This is a genomic window from Streptomyces sp. HUAS TT11, assembly GCF_051553595.1.
Taxonomy (GTDB): Bacteria; Actinomycetota; Actinomycetes; order Streptomycetales; family Streptomycetaceae; genus Streptomyces.
In genome coordinates, this window is sequence record NZ_CP196184.1 from 7,301,486 (window position 1) to 7,324,895 (window position 23,410).

At 72.2% G+C, this 23,410-nt stretch carries 23 protein-coding genes and 7 tRNA genes; 20 read left to right on the forward strand and 10 right to left on the reverse strand.

What is annotated here, in order from left to right; translation table 11 throughout:
• The first annotated feature begins 40 nt into the window (after positions 1-40).
• The 4 genes from cobT (at position 41) to ACSHXN_RS32675 (ending at position 6,428) form a co-directional block, all read left to right on the forward strand.
• Positions 41-3,733, forward strand: a complete 3,693-nt coding sequence (gene cobT / locus ACSHXN_RS32660; protein ID WP_438304688.1) for a nicotinate-nucleotide--dimethylbenzimidazole phosphoribosyltransferase — start codon at positions 41-43, stop codon at positions 3,731-3,733.
• A 176-nt stretch (positions 3,734-3,909) separates the two neighbouring features.
• The gene (gene cobA, locus ACSHXN_RS32665; RefSeq protein WP_355135395.1) at positions 3,910-5,142 is read left to right on the forward strand and encodes a uroporphyrinogen-III C-methyltransferase; all 1,233 of its coding nucleotides are present in this window, start codon (positions 3,910-3,912) and stop codon (positions 5,140-5,142) included.
• A gap of 63 nt (positions 5,143-5,205) precedes the next feature.
• Positions 5,206-6,024, forward strand: coding sequence for a TrmH family RNA methyltransferase (locus tag ACSHXN_RS32670; RefSeq protein WP_355135393.1), 819 nt, complete (start codon positions 5,206-5,208; stop codon positions 6,022-6,024).
• Positions 6,025-6,035: 11 nt separating this feature from the next.
• Positions 6,036-6,428: an NUDIX hydrolase gene (locus tag ACSHXN_RS32675; RefSeq protein ID WP_355135391.1), complete on the forward strand. Its 393-nt coding sequence runs from the start codon at positions 6,036-6,038 to the stop codon at positions 6,426-6,428.
• A gap of 63 nt (positions 6,429-6,491) precedes the next feature.
• On the opposite strand, the gene ACSHXN_RS32680 is transcribed toward ACSHXN_RS32675, so the two are convergent.
• Positions 6,492-7,799: a serine/threonine-protein kinase gene (locus ACSHXN_RS32680; protein WP_355135547.1), complete on the reverse strand. Its 1,308-nt coding sequence runs from the start codon at positions 7,797-7,799 to the stop codon at positions 6,492-6,494.
• 196 nt (positions 7,800-7,995) lie between these two features.
• Here ACSHXN_RS32680 and ACSHXN_RS32685 point away from each other — a divergent pair, with 196 nt between their 5' ends.
• From ACSHXN_RS32685 to ACSHXN_RS32700, 4 genes are all read left to right on the forward strand, one after another.
• Positions 7,996-8,271: a hypothetical protein gene (locus ACSHXN_RS32685; protein ID WP_059125595.1), complete on the forward strand. Its 276-nt coding sequence runs from the start codon at positions 7,996-7,998 to the stop codon at positions 8,269-8,271.
• A gap of 199 nt (positions 8,272-8,470) precedes the next feature.
• Positions 8,471-8,680: a hypothetical protein gene (locus ACSHXN_RS32690; RefSeq protein ID WP_355135389.1), complete on the forward strand. Its 210-nt coding sequence runs from the start codon at positions 8,471-8,473 to the stop codon at positions 8,678-8,680.
• A gap of 174 nt (positions 8,681-8,854) precedes the next feature.
• Complete coding sequence (locus tag ACSHXN_RS32695) at positions 8,855-9,772, forward strand: phosphotransferase family protein (RefSeq protein WP_438304692.1); 918 nt, start codon at positions 8,855-8,857, stop codon at positions 9,770-9,772.
• A 98-nt stretch (positions 9,773-9,870) separates the two neighbouring features.
• On the forward strand, positions 9,871-10,155 hold the full coding sequence (locus ACSHXN_RS32700) for a zf-TFIIB domain-containing protein (RefSeq protein WP_079050101.1): 285 nt from the start codon (positions 9,871-9,873) through the stop codon (positions 10,153-10,155).
• Positions 10,156-10,283: 128 nt separating this feature from the next.
• On the opposite strand, the gene ACSHXN_RS32705 is transcribed toward ACSHXN_RS32700, so the two are convergent.
• The 5 genes from ACSHXN_RS32705 to ACSHXN_RS32725 all read right to left on the reverse strand — a co-directional run bounded on the left by ACSHXN_RS32705 (position 10,284) and on the right by ACSHXN_RS32725 (position 10,747).
• Positions 10,284-10,355: transfer RNA gene (locus tag ACSHXN_RS32705), tRNA-Val, on the reverse strand.
• 42 nt (positions 10,356-10,397) lie between these two features.
• Positions 10,398-10,469 (reverse strand) — tRNA-Val (locus tag ACSHXN_RS32710).
• Between the two features lie 19 nt (positions 10,470-10,488).
• Positions 10,489-10,560, reverse strand: a tRNA-Val gene (locus tag ACSHXN_RS32715).
• 1 nt (position 10,561) lies between these two features.
• Positions 10,562-10,635, reverse strand: a tRNA-Cys gene (locus ACSHXN_RS32720).
• Between the two features lie 39 nt (positions 10,636-10,674).
• Positions 10,675-10,747: transfer RNA gene (locus ACSHXN_RS32725), tRNA-Gly, on the reverse strand.
• A 176-nt stretch (positions 10,748-10,923) separates the two neighbouring features.
• On the opposite strand from ACSHXN_RS32725, the gene ACSHXN_RS32730 reads away from it, so the two are divergent.
• Genes ACSHXN_RS32730 through ACSHXN_RS32740 form a run of 3 tightly spaced genes read left to right on the forward strand, consistent with a single transcriptional unit; the run spans position 10,924 to position 13,671 of the window.
• Positions 10,924-11,976: a chorismate-binding protein gene (locus ACSHXN_RS32730; protein WP_355800999.1), complete on the forward strand. Its 1,053-nt coding sequence runs from the start codon at positions 10,924-10,926 to the stop codon at positions 11,974-11,976.
• Complete coding sequence (locus tag ACSHXN_RS32735; protein ID WP_355135383.1) at positions 11,973-12,794, forward strand: aminotransferase class IV; 822 nt, start codon at positions 11,973-11,975, stop codon at positions 12,792-12,794. The genes ACSHXN_RS32730 and ACSHXN_RS32735 overlap by 4 nt, the downstream gene beginning before the upstream one ends.
• Before the next feature lie 52 nt (positions 12,795-12,846).
• Positions 12,847-13,671: a GNAT family N-acetyltransferase gene (locus ACSHXN_RS32740; protein ID WP_355135381.1), complete on the forward strand. Its 825-nt coding sequence runs from the start codon at positions 12,847-12,849 to the stop codon at positions 13,669-13,671.
• Between the two features lie 3 nt (positions 13,672-13,674).
• On the opposite strand, the gene ACSHXN_RS32745 is transcribed toward ACSHXN_RS32740, so the two are convergent.
• Entirely contained in the window at positions 13,675-14,196 is a 522-nt protein-coding gene (locus ACSHXN_RS32745) for a DsbA family protein (RefSeq protein ID WP_355135379.1), read from the reverse strand.
• Positions 14,197-14,429: 233 nt separating this feature from the next.
• On the opposite strand from ACSHXN_RS32745, the gene ACSHXN_RS32750 reads away from it, so the two are divergent.
• Positions 14,430-14,873 (forward strand): hypothetical protein, encoded by a 444-nt coding sequence (locus ACSHXN_RS32750; RefSeq protein WP_355135377.1) that lies wholly within the window; start codon positions 14,430-14,432, stop codon positions 14,871-14,873.
• A gap of 189 nt (positions 14,874-15,062) precedes the next feature.
• Positions 15,063-15,215, forward strand: a complete 153-nt coding sequence (locus ACSHXN_RS32755; RefSeq protein WP_252423638.1) for a hypothetical protein — start codon at positions 15,063-15,065, stop codon at positions 15,213-15,215.
• Between the two features lie 99 nt (positions 15,216-15,314).
• On the opposite strand, the gene ACSHXN_RS32760 is transcribed toward ACSHXN_RS32755, so the two are convergent.
• Together ACSHXN_RS32760 and ACSHXN_RS32765 are read right to left on the reverse strand one after the other, a co-directional pair.
• Positions 15,315-15,872: a CGNR zinc finger domain-containing protein gene (locus ACSHXN_RS32760; protein WP_383354718.1), complete on the reverse strand. Its 558-nt coding sequence runs from the start codon at positions 15,870-15,872 to the stop codon at positions 15,315-15,317.
• Positions 15,873-16,179: 307 nt separating this feature from the next.
• Positions 16,180-16,593: an SsgA family sporulation/cell division regulator gene (locus ACSHXN_RS32765; protein ID WP_003959770.1), complete on the reverse strand. Its 414-nt coding sequence runs from the start codon at positions 16,591-16,593 to the stop codon at positions 16,180-16,182.
• 191 nt (positions 16,594-16,784) lie between these two features.
• On the opposite strand from ACSHXN_RS32765, the gene ACSHXN_RS32770 reads away from it, so the two are divergent.
• The 4 genes from ACSHXN_RS32770 to ACSHXN_RS32785 all read left to right on the forward strand — a co-directional run bounded on the left by ACSHXN_RS32770 (position 16,785) and on the right by ACSHXN_RS32785 (position 18,529).
• A complete protein-coding gene (locus ACSHXN_RS32770; protein WP_355135373.1) occupies positions 16,785-17,219 on the forward strand; it encodes a TIGR02611 family protein in 435 nt (144 codons plus the stop codon).
• 65 nt (positions 17,220-17,284) lie between these two features.
• A tRNA-Val gene (locus tag ACSHXN_RS32775) sits at positions 17,285-17,356 on the forward strand.
• 615 nt (positions 17,357-17,971) lie between these two features.
• Complete coding sequence (locus tag ACSHXN_RS32780; protein ID WP_356112890.1) at positions 17,972-18,418, forward strand: SRPBCC family protein; 447 nt, start codon at positions 17,972-17,974, stop codon at positions 18,416-18,418.
• Between the two features lie 39 nt (positions 18,419-18,457).
• Positions 18,458-18,529: transfer RNA gene (locus ACSHXN_RS32785), tRNA-Val, on the forward strand.
• 46 nt (positions 18,530-18,575) lie between these two features.
• Here ACSHXN_RS32785 and ACSHXN_RS32790 read toward each other — a convergent pair.
• Positions 18,576-19,301, reverse strand: a complete 726-nt coding sequence (locus tag ACSHXN_RS32790; protein ID WP_355135369.1) for a 3'-5' exonuclease — start codon at positions 19,299-19,301, stop codon at positions 18,576-18,578.
• Between the two features lie 169 nt (positions 19,302-19,470).
• Here ACSHXN_RS32790 and ACSHXN_RS32795 point away from each other — a divergent pair, with 169 nt between their 5' ends.
• The 3 genes from ACSHXN_RS32795 (at position 19,471) to thrS (ending at position 23,331) form a co-directional block, all read left to right on the forward strand.
• Complete coding sequence (locus tag ACSHXN_RS32795) at positions 19,471-20,040, forward strand: DUF4365 domain-containing protein (protein WP_059125583.1); 570 nt, start codon at positions 19,471-19,473, stop codon at positions 20,038-20,040.
• Entirely contained in the window at positions 20,037-21,254 is a 1,218-nt protein-coding gene (locus ACSHXN_RS32800; protein WP_355135367.1) for a hypothetical protein, read from the forward strand. Before ACSHXN_RS32795 ends, ACSHXN_RS32800 begins: the two co-directional genes overlap by 4 nt.
• Before the next feature lie 100 nt (positions 21,255-21,354).
• Entirely contained in the window at positions 21,355-23,331 is a 1,977-nt protein-coding gene (gene thrS, locus ACSHXN_RS32805; RefSeq protein WP_355135365.1) for a threonine--tRNA ligase, read from the forward strand.
• Positions 23,332-23,410: the final 79 nt, after the last annotated feature.

The following is a 23,410-nucleotide window of genomic DNA, read 5'->3' on the forward strand; positions in this document are numbered from 1 at the left end:
CTGGTCGTAGGAGCACTAAACCGATGGGCGAGGGATACGCATGACCGACACCGGCCAGGTCCCGGGCGAGGGACTGCCGGAGAACGCAGGCATGGTGGAACAGCCAGGCGTCCTCGCGCCGGGCGCGTACACCTACCTCGACCACTCCGACACTCCCGCCGAAGAGGACGACCTGCTCCTGATGCCCGGCCAGCAGGGCGCCTGGGGCAACGAGATGCCCCAGCAGGCCCCGGCGTCGGCGCCGTTCCCGCACGAGCCCGGCCCGCACGAGACGGCAGGCCGGGACAGCGGCTCGATCGACCTCGGCGCGGTCCGCGCGTCGGCTGCCACGCCGGCGCCGCAGTCCACGCCGCAGCGCCGTCCGCTGCACCTCGGGCCGCCCACCCCGGACGCCTCCTCGAGCCTGGTGCGATCGCTCGCCGACCGTGGACCGGCGGGTGTTCCCCTGCGCGCCTCCGGGCCGCCGACGACCGGCCCCGAGTACCTGGACGTGTCCCAGCTCGAGAACTCCCCGCAGGGCGCCGCGCCGTGGGGCTCCTCGACACAGACCCAGACCGTGCCGCCGGCCGTTCCCGAGGGGACGGCCGAAGAAACGGTCGTTCCCTCGGCGGTCCCCGAGCCGGCCCCCGCACCGGTCGCCCCCGATGCGGTGCCCGGGGTCGCCCAGGGCACCGGCACGCTCCACGGACCGGGGAACCCGGCCGGCTCCCGGGCGTTCGAGGCGCCCGCGGCACCCGTCGGAGCCGAGGCGCAGTACCCCGCGGACGCGCCGCACGACCCCTGGGGAGCGCCGGCGGCCGCGCCGTCCGTCCATCAGGTTCCGGACACCCCGCCCATCGTCCCTGTGCCCGTGACGGGGCACGCCGCTGACGGCACGCCCGCTCATGGCACGCCCACGTACGGCACACCCGCTCATGGCACGCCCACGCACGGCACACCCGCTCATGGCACGCCCACGCACGGCACACCCGCTCATGGCACGCCCGTTCATGGCACGCCCGTTCATGGCACGCCCACGTACGGCACGCCGGCCCACGGCACCCCGCACATCGCCGACCCGGCGCCGGACGGACCGATCGCCCCGGGAGCCGCCCGGGAACCGGTCCCCACGGCGGACTTCGCGCCGGACGCGCACCCTGCCGCCGCCGCACCCGTCGTGCCCTCGGTGGAACCCGTGCAGCCCACGGGCGGCACCGCGCATGACGGCACACCCGCGACCGGGACCGGGACCGGCCCGCTCCTGACGCCCGCCGGCGCGCACACCCCCGCGTCCGGCGTCATGGTGCCGCCCGCGCACGTCCAGGCCGCCCGGCACACCCCGGTCCAGGGCCTCGGCACGGAACCACCGACGTCCGAGCCGCGGCCGGTCCCCGCGGCGGAAGAGGCGCCGGTGCTCCCGGACGCCGGGGGGCAGTTCGCGCCGCCCGAGCCGCACGGCGCCGAGGAGCCGCGGCCCGCGTTCGCCGGGTCCCTCCGGGCCGTGCCCGTCGGCGCGTCCGTCGAGACCGTGGCGCCCGGTGCCATCGCCGTCCAGGCGTACGGCCAGGCGTCGTCCGGCGAACAGGCGCACGGTGAGCGGACAACCGCCGGGCAGCACACGAGCGGCGAGCAGGTCGGCGAGCCCGGCGCCGCGGCGGAGTTCGGGGCGGACGACTCACTGGGCCAGTTCGTCCCCGTCGACGGCATCGTGCCGACCACGCCGCACCTGGCCCCCACCCCGCCGCACGGACTGAGCGTTCCTCCGCTGCCGGAGCAGGAGCAGCCGGCCGCCGAAGATCCGGCTCCGGCCGCTGCCCAGCAGGAGGAGCAGGCCGCCGGCCCGGAGCCGGAGGAACAGATCCTCGTCGTCCCCGCTCCCCGCGAGGGCGAGTCGGCCGTCCCGGAGCCGCCGGTCGCGGAATCGGAGCCGGTAGCAGCACAACAGGCGGAGGACCTGGACACCAGGGCCGCCGAGCAGGAAGAGAGCACGGCCGCAGTGGAAGACGTACAGGAGTCCACCGGCCCGGCAGCGCCCGGATACGACGACGCCGAGCGTGAGGCCGTGCTGCGCGTGATGCGCGAGCGCCGTGACATCCGCAACGGCTTCCGCAGCGACCCCATCCCGCACGAGGTGCTGCTGCGCGTACTGGAGGCCGCCCACACGGCGCCCTCGGTGGGGCACTCCCAGCCGTGGGACTTCGTCGTCATCCGCTCGGCCGAAACCCGCCGCACCATGCACGAACTGGCCCAGCGTCAGCGCGAGGCCTACGCCAAGTCGCTGCCCAAGGGCCGGGCGAAGCAGTTCAAGGAACTGAAGATCGAGGCCATCCTCGACACCCCGGTGAACATCGTCGTCACCGCCGACCCGACGCGGGGCGGCCGCCACACGCTCGGCCGGCACACCCAGCCGCAGATGGCCCCCTACTCCTCCGCGCTCGCCGTCGAGAACCTGTGGCTCGCCGCCCGTGCCGAGGGACTCGGTGTCGGCTGGGTCAGCTTCTTCGACGAGCGCGAGATGGTCCGTGCCCTCGGTCTGCCCGAGCACCTGGAGATCGTCGCCTATCTGTGCGTGGGATACGTCGACGAGTTCCCCGAGGAGCCCGAGCTGATGCAGGCGGGCTGGTCCAAGCGCCGCCCCCTGTCCTGGGTCGTGCACGAGGAGACGTACGGCCGCCGGGCACTGCCCGGGGAGGAGCCGCACGACCTGCTCGCCGAGACCGTGGCGGGCATCCGTCCGCTGGACGCCAAGGCCCTCGGCGAGGCCTGGGAGCGGCAGAAGCGCATGACCAAGCCCGCGGGCGCGCTCGGCATGCTGGAGATCATCTCCGCGCAGCTGTCCGGCCTGTCCCGGCAGTGCCCGCCGCCGATCCCGGAGCCCGCGGCCGTCGCGATCTTCGCCGGCGACCACGGGGTGCACGCCCAGGGCGTCACCCCCTGGCCGCAGGAGGTCACCGGTCAGATGGTGGCCAACTTCCTCGGCGGCGGCGCGGTCTGCAACGCCTTCGCCAACCAGGTGGGCGCCGAGGTCTGCATCGTCGACGTGGGCGTGGCCTCCGACCTGCCGGCGACCCCGGGCCTCCTGCCGCGCAAGGTCCGCGCGGGCACGGCGGACATGACGACCGGCCCCGCGCTCACCCGCGAGGAGGTCAAGCAGGCGATCGAGGTCGGCATCGATACGGCCCGCGATCTCGTGGCGGCCGGCAACAAGGCGCTGCTGACCGGTGAGATGGGCATCGCGAACACGACGGCCTCGGCCGCTCTGATCGCGGTCTTCACGGACACCGACCCCGCCGAGGTGACCGGCCGCGGGACGGGCATCAACGACGAGACGCTGGCCCGCAAGACCGAGGTCGTGCGCCGCGCCATCGAACTCCACCAGCCCGACCCGGCCGACCCGATCGGCGTGCTCGCCGCGTTCGGCGGTCTGGAACACGCGGCGATGGTCGGCCTGCTGCTCGGCGGCGCGTCCCTGCGCACACCGGTGATCCTCGACGGTGTCAGCGCGGGCGCCGCCGCCCTGGTGGCCCGCGCGATCGCGCCCGAGGTCCTCGCGGCGTGCATCGCGGGACACCGCAGCGCGGAGCCCGGTCATGTGGCCGCCCTGAACAAGCTGGGACTGCGTCCTCTCGTCGACCTGGACCTGCGTCTGGGCGAGGGGACGGGAGCGCTCCTCGCGCTGCCGCTCGTGCAGAGCTCGGCGCGGGCGATGCACGAGGTGGCGACGTTCGACTCGGCGGGAGTGACCGAGAAGTAGGCGGGTGGGGAACCCGGGCGCCGGGCCCGGGTTCCCCGCGATCCGTCCCGGTCCTGTCCACCGTGCGCACCCACCTGCGCCACCCGGCCCGGACGAACGTAAAATTCCCACGTCAGGGCCGCTCCAAAGGCGTAGGGGCCGTCTTCCGCACCGCCTGGACGAGGAGCCGTACCGCCATGGCCGAACACCCCCCTTACCCCGTAGGGCTCCGTCTCTCCGGTCGTCGTGTGGTCGTTCTCGGCGGCGGCCAGGTCGCCCAGCGCCGCCTTCCGGCCCTGATCGCGGCGGGCGCCGACGTACTGCTCGTGTCGCCGGAGGCGACGCCCTCGGTCGAGGCCATGGCGGACGCGGGCGAGGTCACCTGGCTGAAGCGCCCGTTCCGGCCCGGCGATCTGGAGGGGGCCTGGTACGCCCTGATCGCCGCCAGTGACCCCGAGGCCAACGCCGCCGCCTCCGCCGAGGCCGAGCGTCGCCGTGTGTGGTGTGTGCGCTCCGACGACGCCGATGCGGCCACCGCCTGGACCCCGGCGACCGGTCACAGCGAAGGTGTCACCGTCGCCGTCCTCACCACCGTCGCGAAGGGCCGCGACCCCCGGCACACCGCGGCCGTCCGCGACGCCGTCGTCGAGGGCCTGCGCGACGGCACGCTCGTCGCGCCGCACCACCGCACCCGCACCCCCGGTGTCGCGCTGGTCGGGGGCGGCCCCGGCGACCCGGACCTCATCACGGTCCGCGGCCGCCGCCTGCTCGCCGAGGCCGACGTGGTCATCGCGGACCGCCTCGGTCCCCGTGATCTCCTCGCCGAACTCCCGCCGCACGTCGAGGTGATCGACGCGGCGAAGATCCCGTACGGCCGTGCCATGGCCCAGGAGGCCATCAACGACGCCCTGATCGAGCACGCCCGGCAGGGGAAGTCGGTCGTGCGGCTCAAGGGCGGCGACCCCTTCGTCTTCGGCCGCGGCATGGAGGAGGTGCAGGCGCTCGCCGAGGCCGGCATCCCCTGCACGGTGGTTCCCGGCATCTCCAGTTCGATCTCGGTGCCGGGCGCGGCCGGTATCCCGGTCACCCACCGGGGTGTCGCACACGAGTTCACGGTGGTCAGCGGCCATGTCGCTCCGGACGACGAGCGCTCCCTGGTCGACTGGCCCGCTCTTGCCCGGCTCACCGGCACGCTGGTGATCCTCATGGGCGTCGACAAGATCGGGAAGATCGCCGAGACGCTCGTCGCCCACGGCAAGGCCGCCGACACCCCGGTCGCCCTGGTCCAGGAAGGCACGACGGTGGCCCAGCGCCGCGTCGACGCCACCCTCGCGACGGTCGCCGGCACCGTGCGGGCCGAGGGCGTGAAGCCGCCGGCCGTCATCGTCATCGGCGAGGTCGTGAAGGCCGCTCCGCGGCCTGTCGAGTAACCCGGGGTAACCCGGCCCGTTCCAGCCGTTGGCACCACTCCCAGGACAAGGCAGTATCACCCTGTGGCCGATCTCATCACCGTTGAGGACCCCGACGACCCGCGCCTGCGCGACTACACGGGTCTGACCGATGTGGAGTTGCGCCGCAAGCGCGAACCCGCCGAGGGCCTGTTCATCGCCGAGGGCGAGAAGGTCATCAGACGCGCCAAGGACGCCGGCTACGAGATGCGCTCCATGCTGCTCTCCGCCAAGTGGGTCGACGTCATGCGGGACGTCATCGACGAGCTCCCGGCCCCGGTGTACGCAGTCAGCCCGGAACTGGCCGAGCAGGTCACCGGCTACCACGTCCACCGTGGCGCGCTCGCCTCGATGCAGCGCAGACCGCTGCCGACGGCGGACGAGCTGCTGTCCACCGCCCGTCGCGTGGTGATCATGGAATCGGTGAACGACCACACCAACATTGGCGCCATCTTCCGCTCCGCCGCGGCCCTCGGGATGGACGCGGTCCTGCTGTCGCCCGACTGCGCCGACCCGCTCTACCGCCGCAGTGTGAAGGTCTCCATGGGCGCGGTCTTCTCGGTGCCGTACGCGCGCCTCGACTCCTGGCCCAAGGGCCTGGACTCGGTGCGCGAGGCCGGATTCGCGCTGCTCGCCCTCACACCCGACGAGAAGGCCAAGACCCTCGACGAGACCGCGCCGCACAAGATGGAGCGGGTCGCGCTGATGCTCGGCGCGGAGGGCGACGGTCTGTCCACGCAGGCGCTGGTCGCCGCGGACGAATGGGTGCGCATCCCCATGGCGCACGGGGTCGACTCCCTCAATGTGGGAGCGGCGGCGGCCGTCGCCTTCTACGCGGTGGCCACCGGTCGCCCCCGGCCCTGAGGAGGAGTCCGATGGCGCTGCGGGAGGCGATCGTCGCCGTGCTGCGGCGCGGCGACCGGGTGCCTGTCGTCAAGCGCGGACCCGAGGCGCGTCGCTCCGGCTGCCGGGCGCCGCTCAGCGGCAGGCTCGAGCCCGGCGAGACCCAGGAGGAGGCCCTGGTCAGGGAGGTCCGCGAGGAGGCCGGTCCGGCCCTCGCACCGCTGGCCAAGGTCTGGGAGTCCGAGACCGACGACGGCGTCTTCCGCCTCCACCGGTGGACCGCGGCGGTGGGCGCGGGCGAGGTGGTCGCGGACCCGGGGGCGGCGGCCGAGGCCCGCTGGGTCACCGCGGAGAAGTACCTGGCGATGGATCCGGCCTTCGACGGCGACCGTGCGTTGTTCGAACGGATCCTTCCGGGGCGGTGACCGTCGCCGCGGGTTCGGGCGCGGTCGCCGGGACGACCGCGGGCGCCTCGCGCTGATCGCCCGTCAGCCCGCCGCGCTCGGCCCGCCCGCGTGCCGGTGGGTCGTCGGATCCCCCGCGGGCGGGGCGTACATCCGCTCCCGCCCCACCTCCTGGCGTGTGCTCCCGCGGTCCAGGCCCCGTGTCGGGCCCTGACAGCCCTGGGCCGCCGCGATGCCGAGCGCCACCAGCAGCGTCACCACCACGAAGACGAAGAGCCGCTGGCGCAGCAGCCGCGGGTTGGCCGGCCGCCGTCCGGTTCCGGTGGTCCGCGGCGCGGGACGCCCGGCCCCGCTGCGCGGTGCCGGACGGCTGCCGGAGCGGGGCGCGGTGCGCTGGACCGGGGTCGCGCGCGACCCCGGCCGTGAACCGTTGCTGCGGGGCGGGGGGGTGCCCTGCCCCGGCGGACGCCGTACGGTGCGCTGGTCGGCGTACTGCTCCGCCAGCCGCCCGGTGGGCCGGTCCGGTCCTCCGGGCTGCGCGGTCGGCCGCGCCTCCACCAGGCCCTGGGCCTCCCGGGTCGCGATCTCCTTGAGCCGGAGCGAGAGTTGGAGGGTGCTCGGCCGCTCCTCGGGGTCCTTCGCGAGACAGGCGCGGACGAGCGGGGCCAGGGCGTCGGGTACGCCGTGCAGCTGCGGGTCCTCGTGCACGACCCGGTAGAGCATGACCTCGGAACTGCCGTGCCCGAAGGGCGAGTCGCCGGTCGCCGCGTACGCCAGGGTGGCGCCCAGCGAGAACACGTCCGTGGCCGGGGTGACGGCCGCACCGCGCACCTGCTCGGGGGCGAGGAATCCGGGCGATCCGACGGCCGTGCCGACATGCGTGAGCGTCGAGGCGCCGGTCGCCCAGGCGATCCCGAAGTCGATGATCCGCGGCCCCTTCGGGGACAGCAGGATGTTGGACGGCTTCAGGTCGCGGTGGACGACCCCGGCCTCGTGCACCGCGACGAGGCCCTCGGACAGTGCGGCGCCGACCGCGGCCACGTCGGCGGCCGACAGGGCCCCCTCCTCGGCGACCTTGTCGTGCAGGGAGGGGCCGGGCACGTACTGAGTGGCGAACCACGGGCGGTCCGCCTCCAGGTCGGCGGCCACCAGCCGCGCCGTGCATCCGCCCCGGATCCGCCGTGCCGCCGAGACCTCGCGCGCGAACCGCGACCGGAACTCCTGATCCTCCGCCAGGTCCGGCCGGATCACCTTCAGCGCCACCCGCTGGCCCCGTTTGTCGGAACCGAGGTAGACGACGCCCATCCCGCCCGCGCCGAGCCGCCGGTGGAGCCTGAACGAGCCGACGACACGCGGGTCCTCACGCCTCAGGCGCATCATCGCCATGTCCATCCCCGCTGCCCGGTCCGTCTGACGAGCCACAGCTTACGTTTCCGCGGCCGGGTGCGCGCAGAGGCCGCGCCCTCTCGCCCCGATCGATTGTCACTGCCGGGTGCGAGACTTGAGGGGTGGTCAGGGGAGGCGCGGGCAGGTCGGCCTTGTGCCGGCTGTGATCCCAACCTCCTGCGGCGAAAGGGGGATTGAGCCCGTGAAGGGTGATCGTGTGGAGATAGTCGTGGACGCCGGGGACACGACGCGCACCTACGAGGTCGTGGCGAGCAGGGCGGGTCGCCGGGTGGAGACGGCGGTGCGCAGGGGAGTGGTGGAAGTGAGCGAAGTCACCCGGAACGGCTCCGTCGTGCGCACCGCCCGCTTCATGGCGAACCGGGTGCTGGCGCTCGTGGAGCAGCCGGTCCCACGGGAGGACGCATCGGAGCACGGGGGACGTTCGGGGCGTCCCCTCGGGGAAGACCCCGAGACCTAGGACCCCGTCTCCACCCAGGGGAGTACACCGCAGGTCATCGGTCATCCTCCGGGAGGCCAGGCAATCGGTACGAGGGCATGACGCCCCCCGTCGGCCCGGCACCTAGATTTGAGGTCAAGCGGCGGGTGCAGCACTCGTCCCCCGAGGTCAGACACCCGCCGCTGCCAAGGACAACAACACAACGGTCAGGAGAGGGACCATGGCCCAGACGGCACCGCGGACGCTGATCCGCATGCAGGGACGCAAGGTATACGGCGCCGCGTTCGGCACCGGCCGTCCGAGCCGCCGCCACCCGCTGGTGGCGACAGCGATGGTCCTTCCCCTGGCGGCCCTGCTCGTGTACGCCTTCGGCGGCTGGGATGCAGTGGTCACACAAGCGTCGTCCGTGGGCGTGATGCTGGGGCGCTGAGCGGCGCCCCAGGCCCGGAAGAGCGGTCCGGGCGGGGACATCAACCCATAAGACCCCGTGGGGACGGGGGTGCGGCGGACGGCACAAACGCCCGCGCAGCTGGGGAGCTGCGCGGGCGTTGTCCTGTTCGCCGCGTACGCTCCCTGCACAGCCGTACGCACACTCCGAGGGCCCATGAACGCACTCCTGCCCGCACTCACCGCACGAGCCCGTGCCGCGGTGCACTCGGACCCCGATGCGGAGTGCAGGTGCACGACCTCCGACGCGGTCCTCGCCGAGCGCAGCGACACCGCCGCCGTCGTCCGCCACGGCGCCACCGTCGCCAAGGCCCACGCACCGGGCACCGACCCCGCAGAGCTCTCGCTCCGCCTTGCCGCGGCCACCCGCCTCAGCGGCACCCTGCTCGCCCCCCTCGACGCCACGCCGGTCACCCTCCACGGCCGCCTCGTGACCTTCTGGCCCTACGGCACCCCGGTCGACCCCGACCGCCCTGAGGCCGCCCCCTGGGAGGCGGCCGCCCGCCTCCTCGCCCGGCTGCACCGGGCCCCCGTCCCCGCCGGCCTGCCGCCCATGCGGGGGCCGGCCAAGGCCGCCCGCGCGATCCGGCGCATGGACGCGGCCGGCCCGCACCCCGCCGCCGAGCCCGTGCTCAAGGCCTGGGCGGCCCTCCCGGCCTGGGCCCGCGACGAGGCCGCCCCGCCGCCCCCGCGTGCCCTGTGCCACGGCGACCTCCACCTCGGCCAACTCGTGCGCCACCCCGCGGGCGCCGGCTCCTGGCTCCTCATCGACGTCGACGACCTCGGCGCGGGCGACCCCGCCTGGGACCTGGCCCGGCCGGCCGCCTGGTACGCCTGTGGGCTGCTTCCGCCCGAGGAGTGGACCCGGTTCCTCACGGCCTACCGGCAGGAGGGCGGACCGGCCGTCCCGTCCGACGGTGATTTCTGGCCCGCGCTCGACGTCCCCGCCCGCGCCCTCACCGTGCAGACGGCGGCACTGGCCGTCGCCAAGTCCGTCACGGCCGGCCGTCCCTTGGACGAGGTGGAGCAGGCCGTCGTCCATGCGTGTGTTCGAATGAGCACCGAAGCGCCGTAGTTGGCGCGAGGGCGAAGGACGTAGGCTGCAACCGGCCAGCACGGAAGTGAGTCCCTACCTGGCGAAGCACCACCGACCGGCGAGGAGTTGAGCCGACCATGCAGTGTCCGAAGTGTCATGCGCCGATGCACACGTACAACCGCAACGGCGTCCAGATCGAGCAGTGCAGCGGTTGCCGCGGCATCTTCCTGGACTACGGGGAGCTCGAGGCGCTGACCCGCCTGGAGTCCCAGTGGACGCAGCCCGCTCCGCCGCCTCCGCCCGCCCCGCAGGCCTACCCTGCCGCTCCCGCCTGGGGGGCACCGCACGGCGGCCACGGGGGGCACGGGCACTACGGCCACCAGCGGCACAAGAGCTTCGGCCACATGCTGTTCTCCAGCTGAGGCAGGCAGAAGCCCCCGCCCGCAGGGCCGGGGGCTTCGTCGTCCCGCAACGCGCGGCGGGGACAAGGCAAAACGACGAGGGCGGCCCCGCCGTGCTCGTCGCTCGGCACAGGCCACCCTCGATCCGGTGGACGATACTGGGATTGAACCAGTGACCTCTTCCGTGTCAGGGAAGCGCTCTCCCGCTGAGCTAATCGTCCTCGGGCCATGACCGCTCGGCAGAGACGGCCGTGGTTGTTGCGTGCGCGATACTGGGATTGAACCAGTGACCTCTTCCGTGTCAGGGAAGCGCTCTCCCGCTGAGCTAATCGCGCGGGGATCCTCGCGGACCAGTGGACGATACTGGGATTGAACCAGTGACCTCTTCCGTGTCAGGGAAGCGCTCTCCCGCTGAGCTAATCGTCCTTGGAGGTGGAGACGGGATTTGAACCCGTGTAGACGGCTTTGCAGGCCGTTGCCTCGCCTCTCGGCCACTCCACCAGGAGTGCAGGGGGTCGGGAAGATCCCCTGATTCCTTCGAGCGGACGACGAGGCTCGAACTCGCGACCTCAACCTTGGCAAGGTTGCGCTCTACCAACTGAGCTACGTCCGCCTGTCGTTTCGGTACGCTCGCGCGTCCCGGCGACGAGTTGAACTCTAGCGGATTCCGGAGCCAGTACAAAAACGCGTTTGTGCAGCGTGCTGCCCTGCACCCGGTCAAGGTCATGGTCAGGGCCCCACGGGGACATGTCCGGGCCACCGGCGCGACACCGCCATAGACTCGACTGTGTGCTCCACCTCCCTCCTCTCGCACGTTTCGGTGACCGCGTGGCCACGGGTCTCCTCGATGTCACCGACGATCCCGCCGCCCTCGACTCCACCGGCTTCTGGGCGGTCTGCGCGGACTACGAGGGGCGTCTGACCTGCGCCCGCTTCCAGGACGTACGGCAGGAGCCCGTGCCCGCACCGGTGCCGGGCCGATGGCGGGGCCCGGCGACCGGTGACTGGACGTCGTCGCTCGACCGCGACGCGTACACGGCGGGGGTGCGCAAGATCCGTGAGTACATCGCGACCGGCGAGGTCTACCAGGTGAACCTCTGCCGGGTGCTCTCCGCCCCGGTGACGGCCGACGCCGACGTGGACGCGCTGACCGCCGTACTGGCGCGCGGCAATCCGGCGCCCTACGCAGGAACGATCCGCCTTCCCGGGTGCGGTGTGGAGGTCGCCACCGCCTCTCCCGAGCTCTTCCTGCGCCGCGACGGCCGGAGCGTGGAGTCCGGTCCGATCAAGGGCACCGGGCGCACCGAGGATGACCTGCTGGAGAAGGACTACGCCGAGAACGTGATGATCGTGGACCTGGTCCGCAACGACCTCGGCCGTGTCTGCACCTCCGGCAGCGTGTCCGTGCCCGACCTGTGTGCCGTCGAGAAGCATCCCGGTCTGGTGCACCTCGTCTCCACGGTCCGCGGTGAGCTGCGCGCGGACGCGGGCTGGCCGGAGCTGCTCGATGCCACCTTCCCGGCCGGCTCGATCACCGGCGCACCCAAGTCCAGCGCCCTGCGGATCATCGACGCCCTGGAGACCGCGCCCCGCGGCCCCTACTGCGGCGGTGTCGGCTGGGTCGACGCGGACCGGGGGGCGGGGGAGCTGGCGGTCGGCATCCGCACGTTCTGGATCGACCGGACCCCGGGCGACGCCGCCGTGCTGCGGTTCGGTGCGGGCGCGGGCATCACCTGGGGTTCCGACCCGGAGGGGGAGTGGCAGGAGACCGAACTGAAGGCCGCCCGACTGCTCGCGGTAGCGTCGGGGGCGTACGAGGCGAGTGGAGGGACCCTCACGTGAAGATCTGGCTGGACGGCGGGCTGCAGGACCTCGGGTCCGCCCGCGTCTCCGTCCTCGATCACGGACTGACCGTCGGCGACGGCATCTTCGAGACCGTCAAGGCGGTCGACGGGCGGCCGTTCGCACTGACCCGTCACCTCGACCGGCTCACTCGCTCGGCGCGTGGTCTCGGGCTGCCCGACCCCGACCTCGACGAGGTCCGGCGGGCCTGCGCCGCCGTGCTGGAGGCCGAGCCGGTACCGCTCGGCCGGCTGCGCATCACGTACACCGGCGGCTACGGTCCGCTCGGATCCGACCGCGGCGACCAGGGCCCGACGCTCGTGGTCGCCGTCGGCGCGACGACCCGGCGCCCCGACGCCACGGCGGTGATCACAGTGCCGTGGACCCGCAACGAACGCGGCGCGCTGGCCGGACTGAAGACCACGTCGTACGCCGAGAACGTCGTCGCCCTGGCCCGCGCCTCCCAACAGGGCGCCACCGAGGCGCTGTTCGCCAACACGGTCGGGCAGCTCTGCGAAGGCACCGGGTCGAACGTCTTCGTGGTCCTCGACGGCGAGATCCACACCCCGCCGATCGCCTCCGGCTGTCTCGCGGGCATCACCCGCGCGCTCACCGTCGATTGGACGGGCGCCGAGGAGACCGATCTGCCGCTGGACGTTTTGGAGCGCGCGGACGAGGTCTTCCTCACCTCCACGCTGCGGGACGTGCAGTCGGTGCTCCGGGTCGACGGTCGTGAACTGCCGGGTGCGCCGGGTCCGGTGACCGCCAAGGCGATGCGGATCTTCGACGAGCGGGCGGGGCACGACCTCGACCCCTGAGCCGGGCGAAATTCGGCTGCCCCGCGGGGCGGCACCGGGTAGAACACCTGTGATGACCACGACCCTGCGGCCGACCGAGCCGCTTCGCCAGGACCCCGACGGAAAGCGTTCACGGCACTACCAGGTGTGTGTGAACGGCCGGCCGATCGGCGGGATACACCTGTCCACGCACCCCGAGTACGGGCCCACCGTGGCCTGCCTCGCGGACCTGCGCATCGAGGAGCCGGATCGCGGGAGGGGCAGGGGCACCGTGGCCGTGCTGGCCGCCGAGGAGGTGGCGCGCGGCTGGGGCTGCAAGCGCATCGAGGCCTCCGCGCCGGGCGACGCCGAGGCGGCCCGCCGGCTGGCGACGACACTCGGGTACGTCCTGCGCAGCCGGAACATGGACAAGCGGCTGGAGGCGGCCGTGCCCCCGCTGCCCGCCGGCCTCGCCGCCCGTCCCATGACCGAGGCCGAGTACGGTCCGTGGCGGGCACAGGCGCGGGAAGGTTTCGCGCACAGCCTCATCGAGCGGGGAGCGTCCACCGCGGAGGCGTACGCCAAGGCCGAGCAGAGCGACGTCCGATTCCTGCCGGACGGCCTCGCCAGCGAGAACACGGTGATCAGCGTCCTGGAGCGCGACGGGGACCCGGTCGGCGTCCTGTGGCTCGGGCTGTGGCCGGACAGCGCGTTCGTCCTGGACGTGGAGGTCCACGCCGCGCACCGGGGCCGCGGTCACGGACGCACGCTGATGCGGCTCGCCGAGGCGCAGGCGGCCGGGGGCGGCAAGGACCGCATCGCCCTGCACGTCTTCGCGGGCAATGCCCCGGCCGAACGCCTCTACACCTCGCTGGGGTACGAGACCACCTCGTACAACTTCTACAAGGACCTGGCCTGAGGCTCAGGCCCCCTCGGCCAGGAGCCGGTCCGCGATCTCCTCGATGCGCTCGCGCAGGCCTTCCTGGCTCTTGCCGCCGTCGAGACGCAGTCCGTCGATCACATAGGTGGGGGTGCCGGTCACACCGATCGCCTTGCCCTCGGCCTGGTCGGCGTCGACGATCAGGATGTGCCGGCCGTCGATGAGGGCGGTGTCGAACTCCTCCGCGTCCAGGCCGAGTTCGGCGGCCACCTCGACGAGGAGCGCCTCGCCCCGGTGGCTCAGCTCGTCGACCCGGGCCAGCACGGCCTCCACGTACGGCCAGCCCTGCCCCTGCGCCAGTGCCTCCTCGGCGGCCTGCGCCGCGGCGAAGGCGTGCTGGTGCTTCTCCAGCGGGAAGTGCCGCAGCCGCAGCTCCAGCCGGTCGCCGTAGCGGTCGCGCAGCGCTCGCAGGTCTTCGAGCGAGGTGCGGCAGTCGGGGCACTGGAGTTCGCACCAGACGTCCAGGACGGGGGCGGCGGCGCGGGCGGGGGAGGAATCGCTCATGGCCGACAGTCTCCCAGGACCGCGGACGCCTCCCCAACCGGACCTGACCGGCGGGGGAGGGCGTCGGCCGTGCCTGTGGTGCGCTCGGTGCGGACGGGGTTGCCCCCTGAGGAGGAGCCGACCCGGAGATCTCCCTGAGGTCCGCTCGGACCGTGGCCCGTGGGGCGTGCGGCGGTGCAGGATGGAAGGGACGAACCGACCCTGCCCGACCGATCACCGCCCTGGAGGTCCGGATGATTGCCGAGACAGTCTGTTCCGCCGTCTCCGCGGCCGGCCTGGGGATCGCCGCGGTCACGGCCTGGCGCAAGCGCTTCCTGGCCGCGGCCCGTATCGCGGCCTACGCGCTGGTGCCGGTCGGCCTGGTGATGACGGGTGTCGTGGGCTGGCTGGCCGACACGGCGTTCAGCCTGACGGCATGGGCGGGCTTCTGTGTGCTCGCCCTCGCCTGGCTGCTGTTCGCGACCACACGCGCCGTGGAGCGCCGACGCGGCGGCACCCGCAAGGAGCGCAGAGCGGCCCGGGCCGCCGAGCGCGAGCCGGTGGCCCCGGCGGCCTCCGCACCGGCGCTCGGCGCCTCCGGCCTTCCGGCGACCCGCCCCAAGGCCGCCCCCCGCGCGGGCGACTCCACGGACGACTTCAGCGACATCGAGGCCATCCTCAAGAAGCACGGCATCTGAGGAGGCGCGCCACCCGGGTGCGAGCGCCGTTGTGAAACGACACAACGATCGCGCGACGCCGTCGGATGATCATCGTCGCACACGCCGGGATCAGCTTCGTTCCGTAGATCACGGATATGGGAGAACTCCCCGTCATTCCGAGCGTGTTGATCGCGTAGCGGGTGCAGGCTGCGTCATCATCGCCGCGAGATGCTGGACAGAACCCAGAGCGACACCGCTGCTCCTCCCGAGGAGCGCCGGGGTTGTCTCTTCGCGCTTTCCCAGCCACCGCTGATGATCTTCCTTGCGGTGATCGGCTGCCTGCTGCTCATGGCATCACTGCACGATCTGCTGATGCTCTGAGCCGTATGCGGAGCCCCTGGCGCCACCCGCCGAGGGCTCCGTCAGCCCCCGCCCGGCGCGAGGGGGAAGGCACGGCGCGAACGTCCGGCAACGGCCCGCTCAGCCCGCGGCCTCCTTGCGGCGCGCCCGGTAGGCGGCGACATGCAGGCGGTTTCCACAGGTGCGGCTGTCGCAGTAGCGCCTCGATCGGTTACGCGAGAGGTCGACGAAGGCGCGCCGGCAGTCGGGCGCCTCGCAGCGGCGCAGCCGCTCCTGCTCCCCGGCGACCACGAAGAACGCCAGGGCCATACCGCAGTCCGCGGCGATGTGATCGGCGACGGACGCGCCGGGCGCGAAGTAGTGCACGTGCCAGTCGTAGCCGTCGTGGTCGGTGAGCCGCGGCGTCGTTCCCGCCGCCGCGACCAGCTCGTTGATCAGCCCGGCCGCGGTCCTGGCGTCCTGGGCGGCGAAGACGGCGGCGAACCGCCCGCGGATCTTCCGCACGGCCGAGAGATCGAACTCCGACAGGACGCCGACATCGCTCAGATCGTGGTTGCGCGCGAAATCGTCGAGGGTGGTGACGTCCGGGAGTGTGTCCGCCTCGTCGCCCTCGGGCGCGGTGTTCACCAGATCCACCACGAGGTCGAGCGCGCACCGGGTGTCGTGGGTGATCAGCACGTGTCGCTCCCTGGCCTCGAGGTCGGGCGGACGCCCGCCGATGCTGGCCGAGCCTAGCGGCTCCGCGCCGCCGTGGACGGGGCGCAGGCCGGGCGGGAGGCCGCCGCCGCGCGGACGGGACGGCTCCGGGCCGCGCACGGGGCCACTTCCTCCACGATCCGGGACGGTGTCGTCACCGTGCGTGTGCACCTCGAGCGCCGTCGCCACAAACGTTCGCGGCGACGGCGCCCTGGGTGTGCCGTATGCGGTTGTCCTGGCCCGAGCCGTCTCCCCGAGTGGACGGCGTCGGGCGGTTCGAGGTGTCGCTTCAGCTCTCGGCCAGGATGTGGGAGAGCTCCGTGTCGAGATCGAAATGACGATGCTCCGTGCCGGGTGGCACGGCCGCGTCGGTACGCTTCAGGAACGACTCGAGGGCTCGCGCCGGGGCCTCGAGCAGGGCCTCACCCTCCGGGGAGCTCAGGGCGATGCATACGACGCCCTGACCGTGGCTGCGGGACGGCCAGACGCGGACGTCGCCCGTCCCTGTGGGCCGGTGCAGCCCCTCTGCGAGGAGGTCGCGGGCGAACACCCACTCGACCGTTTCCTCGGCTCCGGTGTGGAAAGTGGCGTGCACGGCGTAGGGATCGGCCGTGTCATACCGCAGTCCCGCGGGTACAGGCAGTGAGGACTCGCTCGACACAACGAGGCGCAGGTGCAGCTCGCAGCTGACCGTGGTGTTCATAAGCGCCAGGGCCTTTCGCTCAGTGTGCGCTCGGGGATTCGCACGTCGGCGAAATCGACATGCCACCTACGGTGCCGTTGTAAACCCCTCTGAGTGTTTTGCCTGTCTATGCGTAGCTCATCCGGCCGAGATGGTGTTTGCGTGGTACGCCCATTCTGGTGAGCGGTTTCTCTCCGGTAAGCTTTGTTCGTATGAATACGCGGAGTGACGGGCCGGGTAAGATCGCCGTGGCCGCGAACGAGACGAAGGCGGAGCGGGAGCTGGGTTCCCGTGCGCCGGAATTCATCAAGGCGCGGAAGGCGCTGCACCTGAGCTGGCAGGTGGGCGTCTTCGTGGCCGGTCTCGCCGTCGTGGCCGTGGGTGTGGTCCTGCTTCCGCTGCCCGGTCCGGGCTGGCTGGTGATCTTCGCCGGCCTGGCCCTCTGGGCGACCGAGTTCGTCTGGGCGCAGTTGGTGCTGCGCTGGACGAAGCGCAAGGTCACCGAGGCCGCACAGCGCGCGCTCGACCCCAAGGTGCGCCGCCGCAACATCCTCCTGACCACCGCCGGCGTGACGATCATGGCCGTGCTCGCCGGTGTCTACGTCTGGCGGTTCGGTGCGGCCATGCCCTGGAACATCGCGGAGTAGCGGCCGCCGGCGTCGGCGCATGGTCCAAGACGCACCTGACATGCGGTAATGTTCTCCGTGCGCCCGGGCGATTAGCTCAGCGGGAGAGCGCTTCGTTCACACCGAAGAGGTCACTGGTTCGAACCCAGTATCGCCCACAAGATCGAGGGCGGCGTGTACTCGCGGACACCGTGGGTCACGCCGCCCTCGTCGTGTGTCCGCTTCGGCCGGAGACGGGCCTCCGGTTCGGAACGATTCACAAAACGGCCGGGCGGTGGAACCGATCGGTCACGTTCCGTGACTTCCGGTGATCGTCCGAGGGTCCGGGAAAAGGGCCGGACGGCTCGTCGTGCACTTCGAAAAGAACTGTCCGTGGACCAAGAAGATCGAGGTGCGGACAGGCTCGGAGAATGCGCCGCGGACAGAAATGCTTCCCGCTATTCCGGAACGCCGCGGCATTTCTGCGGAAGTACGACAAAAGGGGTGTTCCGCTCCGATTCAAGTCCCGTCAGACACCTGGAATGTGAAGCCGGGCCAGCTCCCCGAGAACGACGGGGACTTCGGGCCGAGGGATCCGGCGGAGTGACGTCGAACGGCTGCGACCGCCGAGCAGGACGCCGCGACGTGCCCGTTGGCGGCGGAGCGCGGCGCTCCCGGGGGAGCGCCGCCGCACGGGCGGCGGCGCTCGCAGCCGCATTCTGGGCCCGCACCTCTGCGTACGGCATGAGTACGCGTACTCAATCGCGGCGCGGGTCGCGGGGCAGACTCTGCCCATGGACTGGACGCACTACCGCTTCCGCACCCTGTGGTCCCTGCCCGTCCCGCCCGCCGCCGTGTACGCGGCGCTGGAGCGGGCCGAGGAGTACCCGACGTGGTGGCGCCAGGTGCGGGAAGTGACCCGGCTCGACGACACGACCGGTGTGGTCCGGATCCGCTCGTTCCTGCCGTACGAACTGCGCTTCACGGTGCGCGAGGCGCGGCGCGACCCGTCGGCCGGGGTCCTGGAGGCGGTGCTGTCCGGCGACCTCGACGGCTGGGCGCGCTGGACGGTCACCGCGACCCCGTCGGGCTCCCTCGCCCGCTACGACCAGGTGGTCGACGTGAACAAGCCTCTGCTCAGCCGGCTCGCCGTGCCGGGGCGGCCCGTCTTCCGCGCCAACCACTGGCTGATGATGCGGGCCGGACGGCGGGGACTTCTCGCCCGTCTCCAAGCGGTTTGAAGGAACCCGGCCGGGACCTGTATTGTTCAGTGCGTTCCCGGGCGATTAGCTCAGTGGGAGAGCGCTTCGTTCACACCGAAGAGGTCACTGGTTCGAACCCAGTATCGCCCACCCGGAGAAGACCGGTCCGTCACGACGGACCGGTTTTTTCGTTTGCTCAGGCTGCCGCGGGCAGTTCCGGCCGCAGCGGCCACGCGGGATCCACCGACTCCTCCGTACCGCTGCGCGCGAACCACGCCTGCAGCCCGCGTGCCTGCGCCGCGTGCCACCCCGTCTGCAGGGCGTGCAGTTCGGCCGGCGTCAGCCGGTCGAGGCGGGCGGCGAAACGGCGCCCCACGGCCCGTACGACATCCATCGCGGCCACCGCGTCCGCCGCCGCGTCGTGCGCGCCGTCCAGGACGACTCCGTAGTGCGCGCACAGGTCGGTGAGCGTGCGACGGCCCTTGCGGTAGCGGTCCAGATGCTTGTCGAGGACCCGAGGGTCCAGCACCCGCAGCGGCGCCGAGGCGAACCAGCCGTCGAGCGAGGACGCGCGATGACGGCGCAACTCCCGGTCCAGCAGCGTCAGATCGAACGGCGCGTTCATCACCACCAGCGGCCGGCCGCGGGCGGCGTGCTCGCCCAACTCCTTGGCTATCTCCCCCATCACCGGCGACGGCCAGCGGCCCTCGCGCTGCAGATGCTCCTCCGTCAGCCCGTGCACCGCCGTCGCCTCCGCGGGCACCGGCACACCCGGGTTCACCAGCCAACGGCTCACCCGCGGCCGGGTGCCCGGGGCGTCCTGGACGACGACGGCGGCCGACACGATCCGGTCGGTCTCGACGTCCACGCCCGTGGTCTCCGTGTCGAATGCGGCCAGAGGCCCTTCGTACCAGCACGTCATGCCTACACAACTCCTCGTTCACCTTTGGCAGCTGACGCACCGTCTTCTGCCCGTTTGGTGATACCCGGGCTGTTTGCGTCGTACGCCGGAAGGACACAACAGGAGTACGGGTCTTTGCAGTTCACGGGCCCGTCACGGGGACTCTCTCAGCCGGGAAGGCTTTTTGGTCATGGCGATAGCGCAGCCCGAACGGGGCGGGCTGCTGCCCGAGCGGACGGCACCCCATCACCGCGGCACACTCGCCACCACCGCCTGCATGGAGACCTTGCAGGTGGGCTATCTGCACGCCGTCGCCGCCGCGGCCGGCTGCTCCCTGTCGCAGCCCTTTCCGGACAACGGCATCGACTGGCACGTCAGTCACAGCGCGCCCGGGCACACGGTCGACGACGAGGTCACCATCAAGGTGCAGCTGAAGTGCACGTACCAGATCCCGCCCAACCCACCGGGCCGGTTCTTCTCCTTCACGCTCGACAACGACCACCTGGCGAAGCTCGCCCGCACACCGGTGTCCGTGCACAAGATCCTGGTCGTGATGATCGTTCCGCGGTCCCAGGAGCAATGGCTGCGGGCCGGCCACGACCGGCTCGACCTGCGGCACTGCTGTTACTGGGTCAATCTGGCCGGACACCCGATCACGGGCCGGCGCCGCACCACCGTACGCGTCCCCACCGCACGCATATTCGACGACCGAGCCCTGTGCGAGATCATGACCCGGGTCGGAACGGGAGGCAGACCGTGACACACCGTCCCCTCGACGAGCCGGCCCGAGCCGTGCGGCCGCACCCGGCCGAGCCGCTGTGGAACCAGCCGCCCGCGCCCGACCAGGTCGATCCCACCGTGCTCAGCGCCCTGCTGGACCGTCATGGGTGGCAGCGCCGGGGCGGGGCCGCCGGGCGCTACGGCCGGTGGACCCCGCCGGGCCCCGGCGGCGGCCGTACGAGTCTGCTGGTGCCCGAGAGCCGGGCCTTCCCCGACAGCGACGACCTGATAGGCGAGGCACTCGTCGCGCTCTCCCGCAGCGGCTCGCCCGCGGCCCGGGACGTGCTGCTCGGGCTCGCCGTGCCGAGCGACGAGATCCACTGGTGGCGGGACGTCCCCGCCGGCCCCGCGGGCGCGGCGCCCTGGGCCGTCGAGGACCAGCTGCGCTCGGCCGCCCGCCAGATGCTGATGGCGGGCGCGCTGGCCGCACGCGCGCGTGCGGGCTACTACGGTGCCCGCCACCGCAGGCCCGCCGCGGCGTCCTTGGAACACGTGCTGGTCGGCGCGGCCGCCGGGGGCCGCCGGCTCACCGCCTTCACGCCCGTCTCGACCGGCAGGCCGCTCGCCGTACGCCTGCACCAGGCCCTGAACGCCGCCAGGGAGGCCATCGACTACAAGCGGGCCACCGGCGGCATGGACGCCTTCGACGCCGCCGTGGAGGCGGGCGTGAGCCATGAGCTGACCGAGGCGCTGGTCGCCCTCGTGCGCGGCTCGGAGGGCGCCCGGATCGCCGTCGAGTGGGCGCCCGCGGCCGGCGTCCCCGAGGGCTGCGCGGCGCCCGGCGAACCGGTCGAGTTCTCACCGGGCGACCTTCCCGTGCTGCGCGAGGCCTCGGCCCGCTACCAGCGGGAGGAGCCGTCCATGCCGGTGCGGATCACCGGGGCCGTCGTGCGGCTGCGCCGGTCGGGCCCGCGCGGCGAGGGCACGGTGCGGCTGCGGGTGATCGCAGGGGCGGAGGTCCCCCACGTACGGATGACGCTGGACGAGGAGTCCTACCGCATCGCGGGCCACGCCCACCTCGTCGGGCTGCCGGTGCGGGTGCACGGGCGGCTGGAGAGCCGGGGCGGTTTCCGTCGCCTGGTGGCCGCGTCCGGTGTGGCCCCGGTACAGGTCGACGAGGCGGAGCGGGACCGGCTGATGAAGTCCCTGCAGGAGAACCTGGACTTCTTCGAGGAGGCCTGCGGCGGGGACTGACGGCGACCGTTTCGCGGAGGGCGGCGCCGGGTCGGTACGATCCCCCTCATGCGCGCGCTCCAGGTATGGCGCCGCATCCGCCAGCAGTCAGGAGAGACCGGTGTCAGACGTCCGTGTGATCATCCAACGCGATTCCGAGCGGGAAGAGCGCACGGTGACGACGGGCACCACGGCCGCGGACCTCTTCGCCGGCGAGCGCTCGATCATCGCGGCGCGGGTCGGCGGTGAGCTGAAGGACCTCGGCCACCGGGTCCAGGACGGTGAGACCGTCGAGGGCGTCGAGATCTCCTCCGAGGACGGCCTGAACATCCTGCGGCACTCCACCGCGCATGTCATGGCCCAGGCCGTGCAGGAACTCTTCCCCGAGGCCAAGCTGGGCATCGGTCCGCCGGTCAAGGACGGCTTCTACTACGACTTCGACGTCGAGAAGCCGTTCACGCCCGAGGACCTCAAGGCCGTCGAGAAGAAGATGCAGGAGATCCAGAAGCGCGGCCAGCGCTTCTCCCGCCGCGTCGTCACCGACGAGGCCGCCCGCGAGGAGCTGGCGGACGAGCCGTACAAGCTGGAGCTGATCGGCCTCAAGGGCTCGGCGTCCAGCGAGGACGGCGCGGACGTCGAGGTCGGCGCCGGTGAGCTGACGATCTACGACAACCTGGACGCCAAGACCGGCGAGCTGTGCTGGAAGGACCTCTGCCGCGGTCCCCACCTGCCCTCCACCCGGAACATCCCGGCGTTCAAGCTGATGCGCAACGCGGCCGCCTACTGGCGCGGCAGCGAGAAGAACCCCATGCTGCAGCGCATCTACGGCACGGCCTGGCCGTCCAAGGACGAGCTGAAGGCGTACCTGGACTTCCTCGCCGAGGCGGAGAAGCGCGACCACCGCAAGCTGGGCTCCGAACTCGACCTGTTCTCCATCCCCGAGCAGATCGGCTCGGGCCTCGCGGTCTTCCACCCCAAGGGCGGCATCGTGCGCCGCGTGATGGAGGACTACTCGCGCCGCCGCCACGAGGAGGAGGGCTACGAGTTCGTCTACACCCCGCACGCGACGAAGGGGAAGCTCTTCGAGACCTCGGGCCACCTCGACTGGTACGCCGACGGCATGTACCCGCCCATGCAGCTCGACGAGGGCGTGGACTACTACCTCAAGCCCATGAACTGCCCGATGCACAACCTGATCTTCGACGCGCGCGGTCGCTCGTACCGTGAACTGCCGCTGCGCCTCTTCGAGTTCGGGACCGTGTACCGGTACGAGAAGTCGGGCGTCGTGCACGGCCTGACCCGGGCCCGCGGCTTCACCCAGGACGACGCGCACATCTACTGCACGCGCGAGCAGATGGCCGGGGAGCTCGACAAGACGCTCACCTTCGTGCTGAACCTCCTGCGCGACTACGGCCTCACGGACTTCTACCTGGAGCTGTCCACCAAGGACCCGGAGAAGTTCGTCGGCTCGGACGAGGCCTGGGAGGAGGCCACCGAGACGCTGCGCCAGGTCGCCGAGAAGCAGGGCCTCCCGCTGGTCCCGGACCCGGGCGGGGCGGCCTTCTACGGTCCGAAGATCTCCGTCCAGGCGAAGGACGCGATCGGCCGCACCTGGCAGATGTCGACGGTCCAGCTGGACTTCAACCTGCCGGAGCGCTTCGACCTCGAGTACACCGGCCCGGACGGTGCGAAGCAGCGCCCGGTGATGATCCACCGCGCCCTGTTCGGGTCGATCGAGCGGTTCTTCGCGGTGCTGCTCGAGCACTACGCGGGCGCGTTCCCGGCGTGGCTGGCCCCGGTGCAGGCGGTCGGCATCCCGATCGGCGACGCGCACGTGGAGTACCTGGAGCGATTCGCCGCCGCGGCACGGAAGAAGGGGTTGCGCGTCGAGGTGGACTCCTCCTCGGACCGCATGCAGAAGAAGATCCGCAACGCCCAGAAGCAGAAGGTGCCCTTCATGGTCATCGCGGGCGACGAGGACATGGCGGCCGGTTCGGTCTCGTTCCGTTTCCGGGACGGCTCGCAGGAGAACGGCATCCCGTTCGACGAGGCCATCGCGAAGATCGTGAACGTGGTCGAGGAACGGGCGCAGGTCTGACACGTAGGTGACGGAGGGCCCCCGGGGGGTTCAGCTCCCCGGGGGCCCTCCGCCGTTCTCCCGGTGCGAGGACTCCCGC

Excerpts from the sequence above, each read along its gene's own strand:
- ACSHXN_RS32690 (WP_355135389.1), top strand. The coding sequence starts at position 8,471 with ATGGCCCAGACGGCACCGCGGACGCTGATCCGCATGCAGGGACGCAAG.
- ACSHXN_RS32745 (WP_355135379.1), bottom strand. The coding sequence starts at position 14,196 with ATGAGCGATTCCTCCCCCGCCCGCGCCGCCGCCCCCGTCCTGGACGTC.
- ACSHXN_RS32765 (WP_003959770.1), bottom strand. The coding sequence starts at position 16,593 with ATGAACACCACGGTCAGCTGCGAGCTGCACCTGCGCCTCGTTGTGTCG.
- ACSHXN_RS32780 (WP_356112890.1), top strand. The coding sequence starts at position 17,972 with ATGGACTGGACGCACTACCGCTTCCGCACCCTGTGGTCCCTGCCCGTC.
- ACSHXN_RS32695 (WP_438304692.1), top strand. The coding sequence starts at position 8,855 with ATGAACGCACTCCTGCCCGCACTCACCGCACGAGCCCGTGCCGCGGTG.
- ACSHXN_RS32795 (WP_059125583.1), top strand. The coding sequence starts at position 19,471 with ATGGCGATAGCGCAGCCCGAACGGGGCGGGCTGCTGCCCGAGCGGACG.
- ACSHXN_RS32675 (WP_355135391.1), top strand. The coding sequence starts at position 6,036 with ATGGCGCTGCGGGAGGCGATCGTCGCCGTGCTGCGGCGCGGCGACCGG.
- ACSHXN_RS32700 (WP_079050101.1), top strand. The coding sequence starts at position 9,871 with ATGCAGTGTCCGAAGTGTCATGCGCCGATGCACACGTACAACCGCAAC.
- ACSHXN_RS32750 (WP_355135377.1), top strand. The coding sequence starts at position 14,430 with ATGATTGCCGAGACAGTCTGTTCCGCCGTCTCCGCGGCCGGCCTGGGG.
- ACSHXN_RS32740 (WP_355135381.1), top strand. The coding sequence starts at position 12,847 with ATGACCACGACCCTGCGGCCGACCGAGCCGCTTCGCCAGGACCCCGAC.
- ACSHXN_RS32680 (WP_355135547.1), bottom strand. The coding sequence starts at position 7,799 with ATGGACATGGCGATGATGCGCCTGAGGCGTGAGGACCCGCGTGTCGTC.
- ACSHXN_RS32755 (WP_252423638.1), top strand. The coding sequence starts at position 15,063 with ATGCTGGACAGAACCCAGAGCGACACCGCTGCTCCTCCCGAGGAGCGC.
- ACSHXN_RS32770 (WP_355135373.1), top strand. The coding sequence starts at position 16,785 with ATGAATACGCGGAGTGACGGGCCGGGTAAGATCGCCGTGGCCGCGAAC.
- ACSHXN_RS32790 (WP_355135369.1), bottom strand. The coding sequence starts at position 19,301 with ATGACGTGCTGGTACGAAGGGCCTCTGGCCGCATTCGACACGGAGACC.
- cobT (WP_438304688.1), top strand. The coding sequence starts at position 41 with ATGACCGACACCGGCCAGGTCCCGGGCGAGGGACTGCCGGAGAACGCA.
- cobA (WP_355135395.1), top strand. The coding sequence starts at position 3,910 with ATGGCCGAACACCCCCCTTACCCCGTAGGGCTCCGTCTCTCCGGTCGT.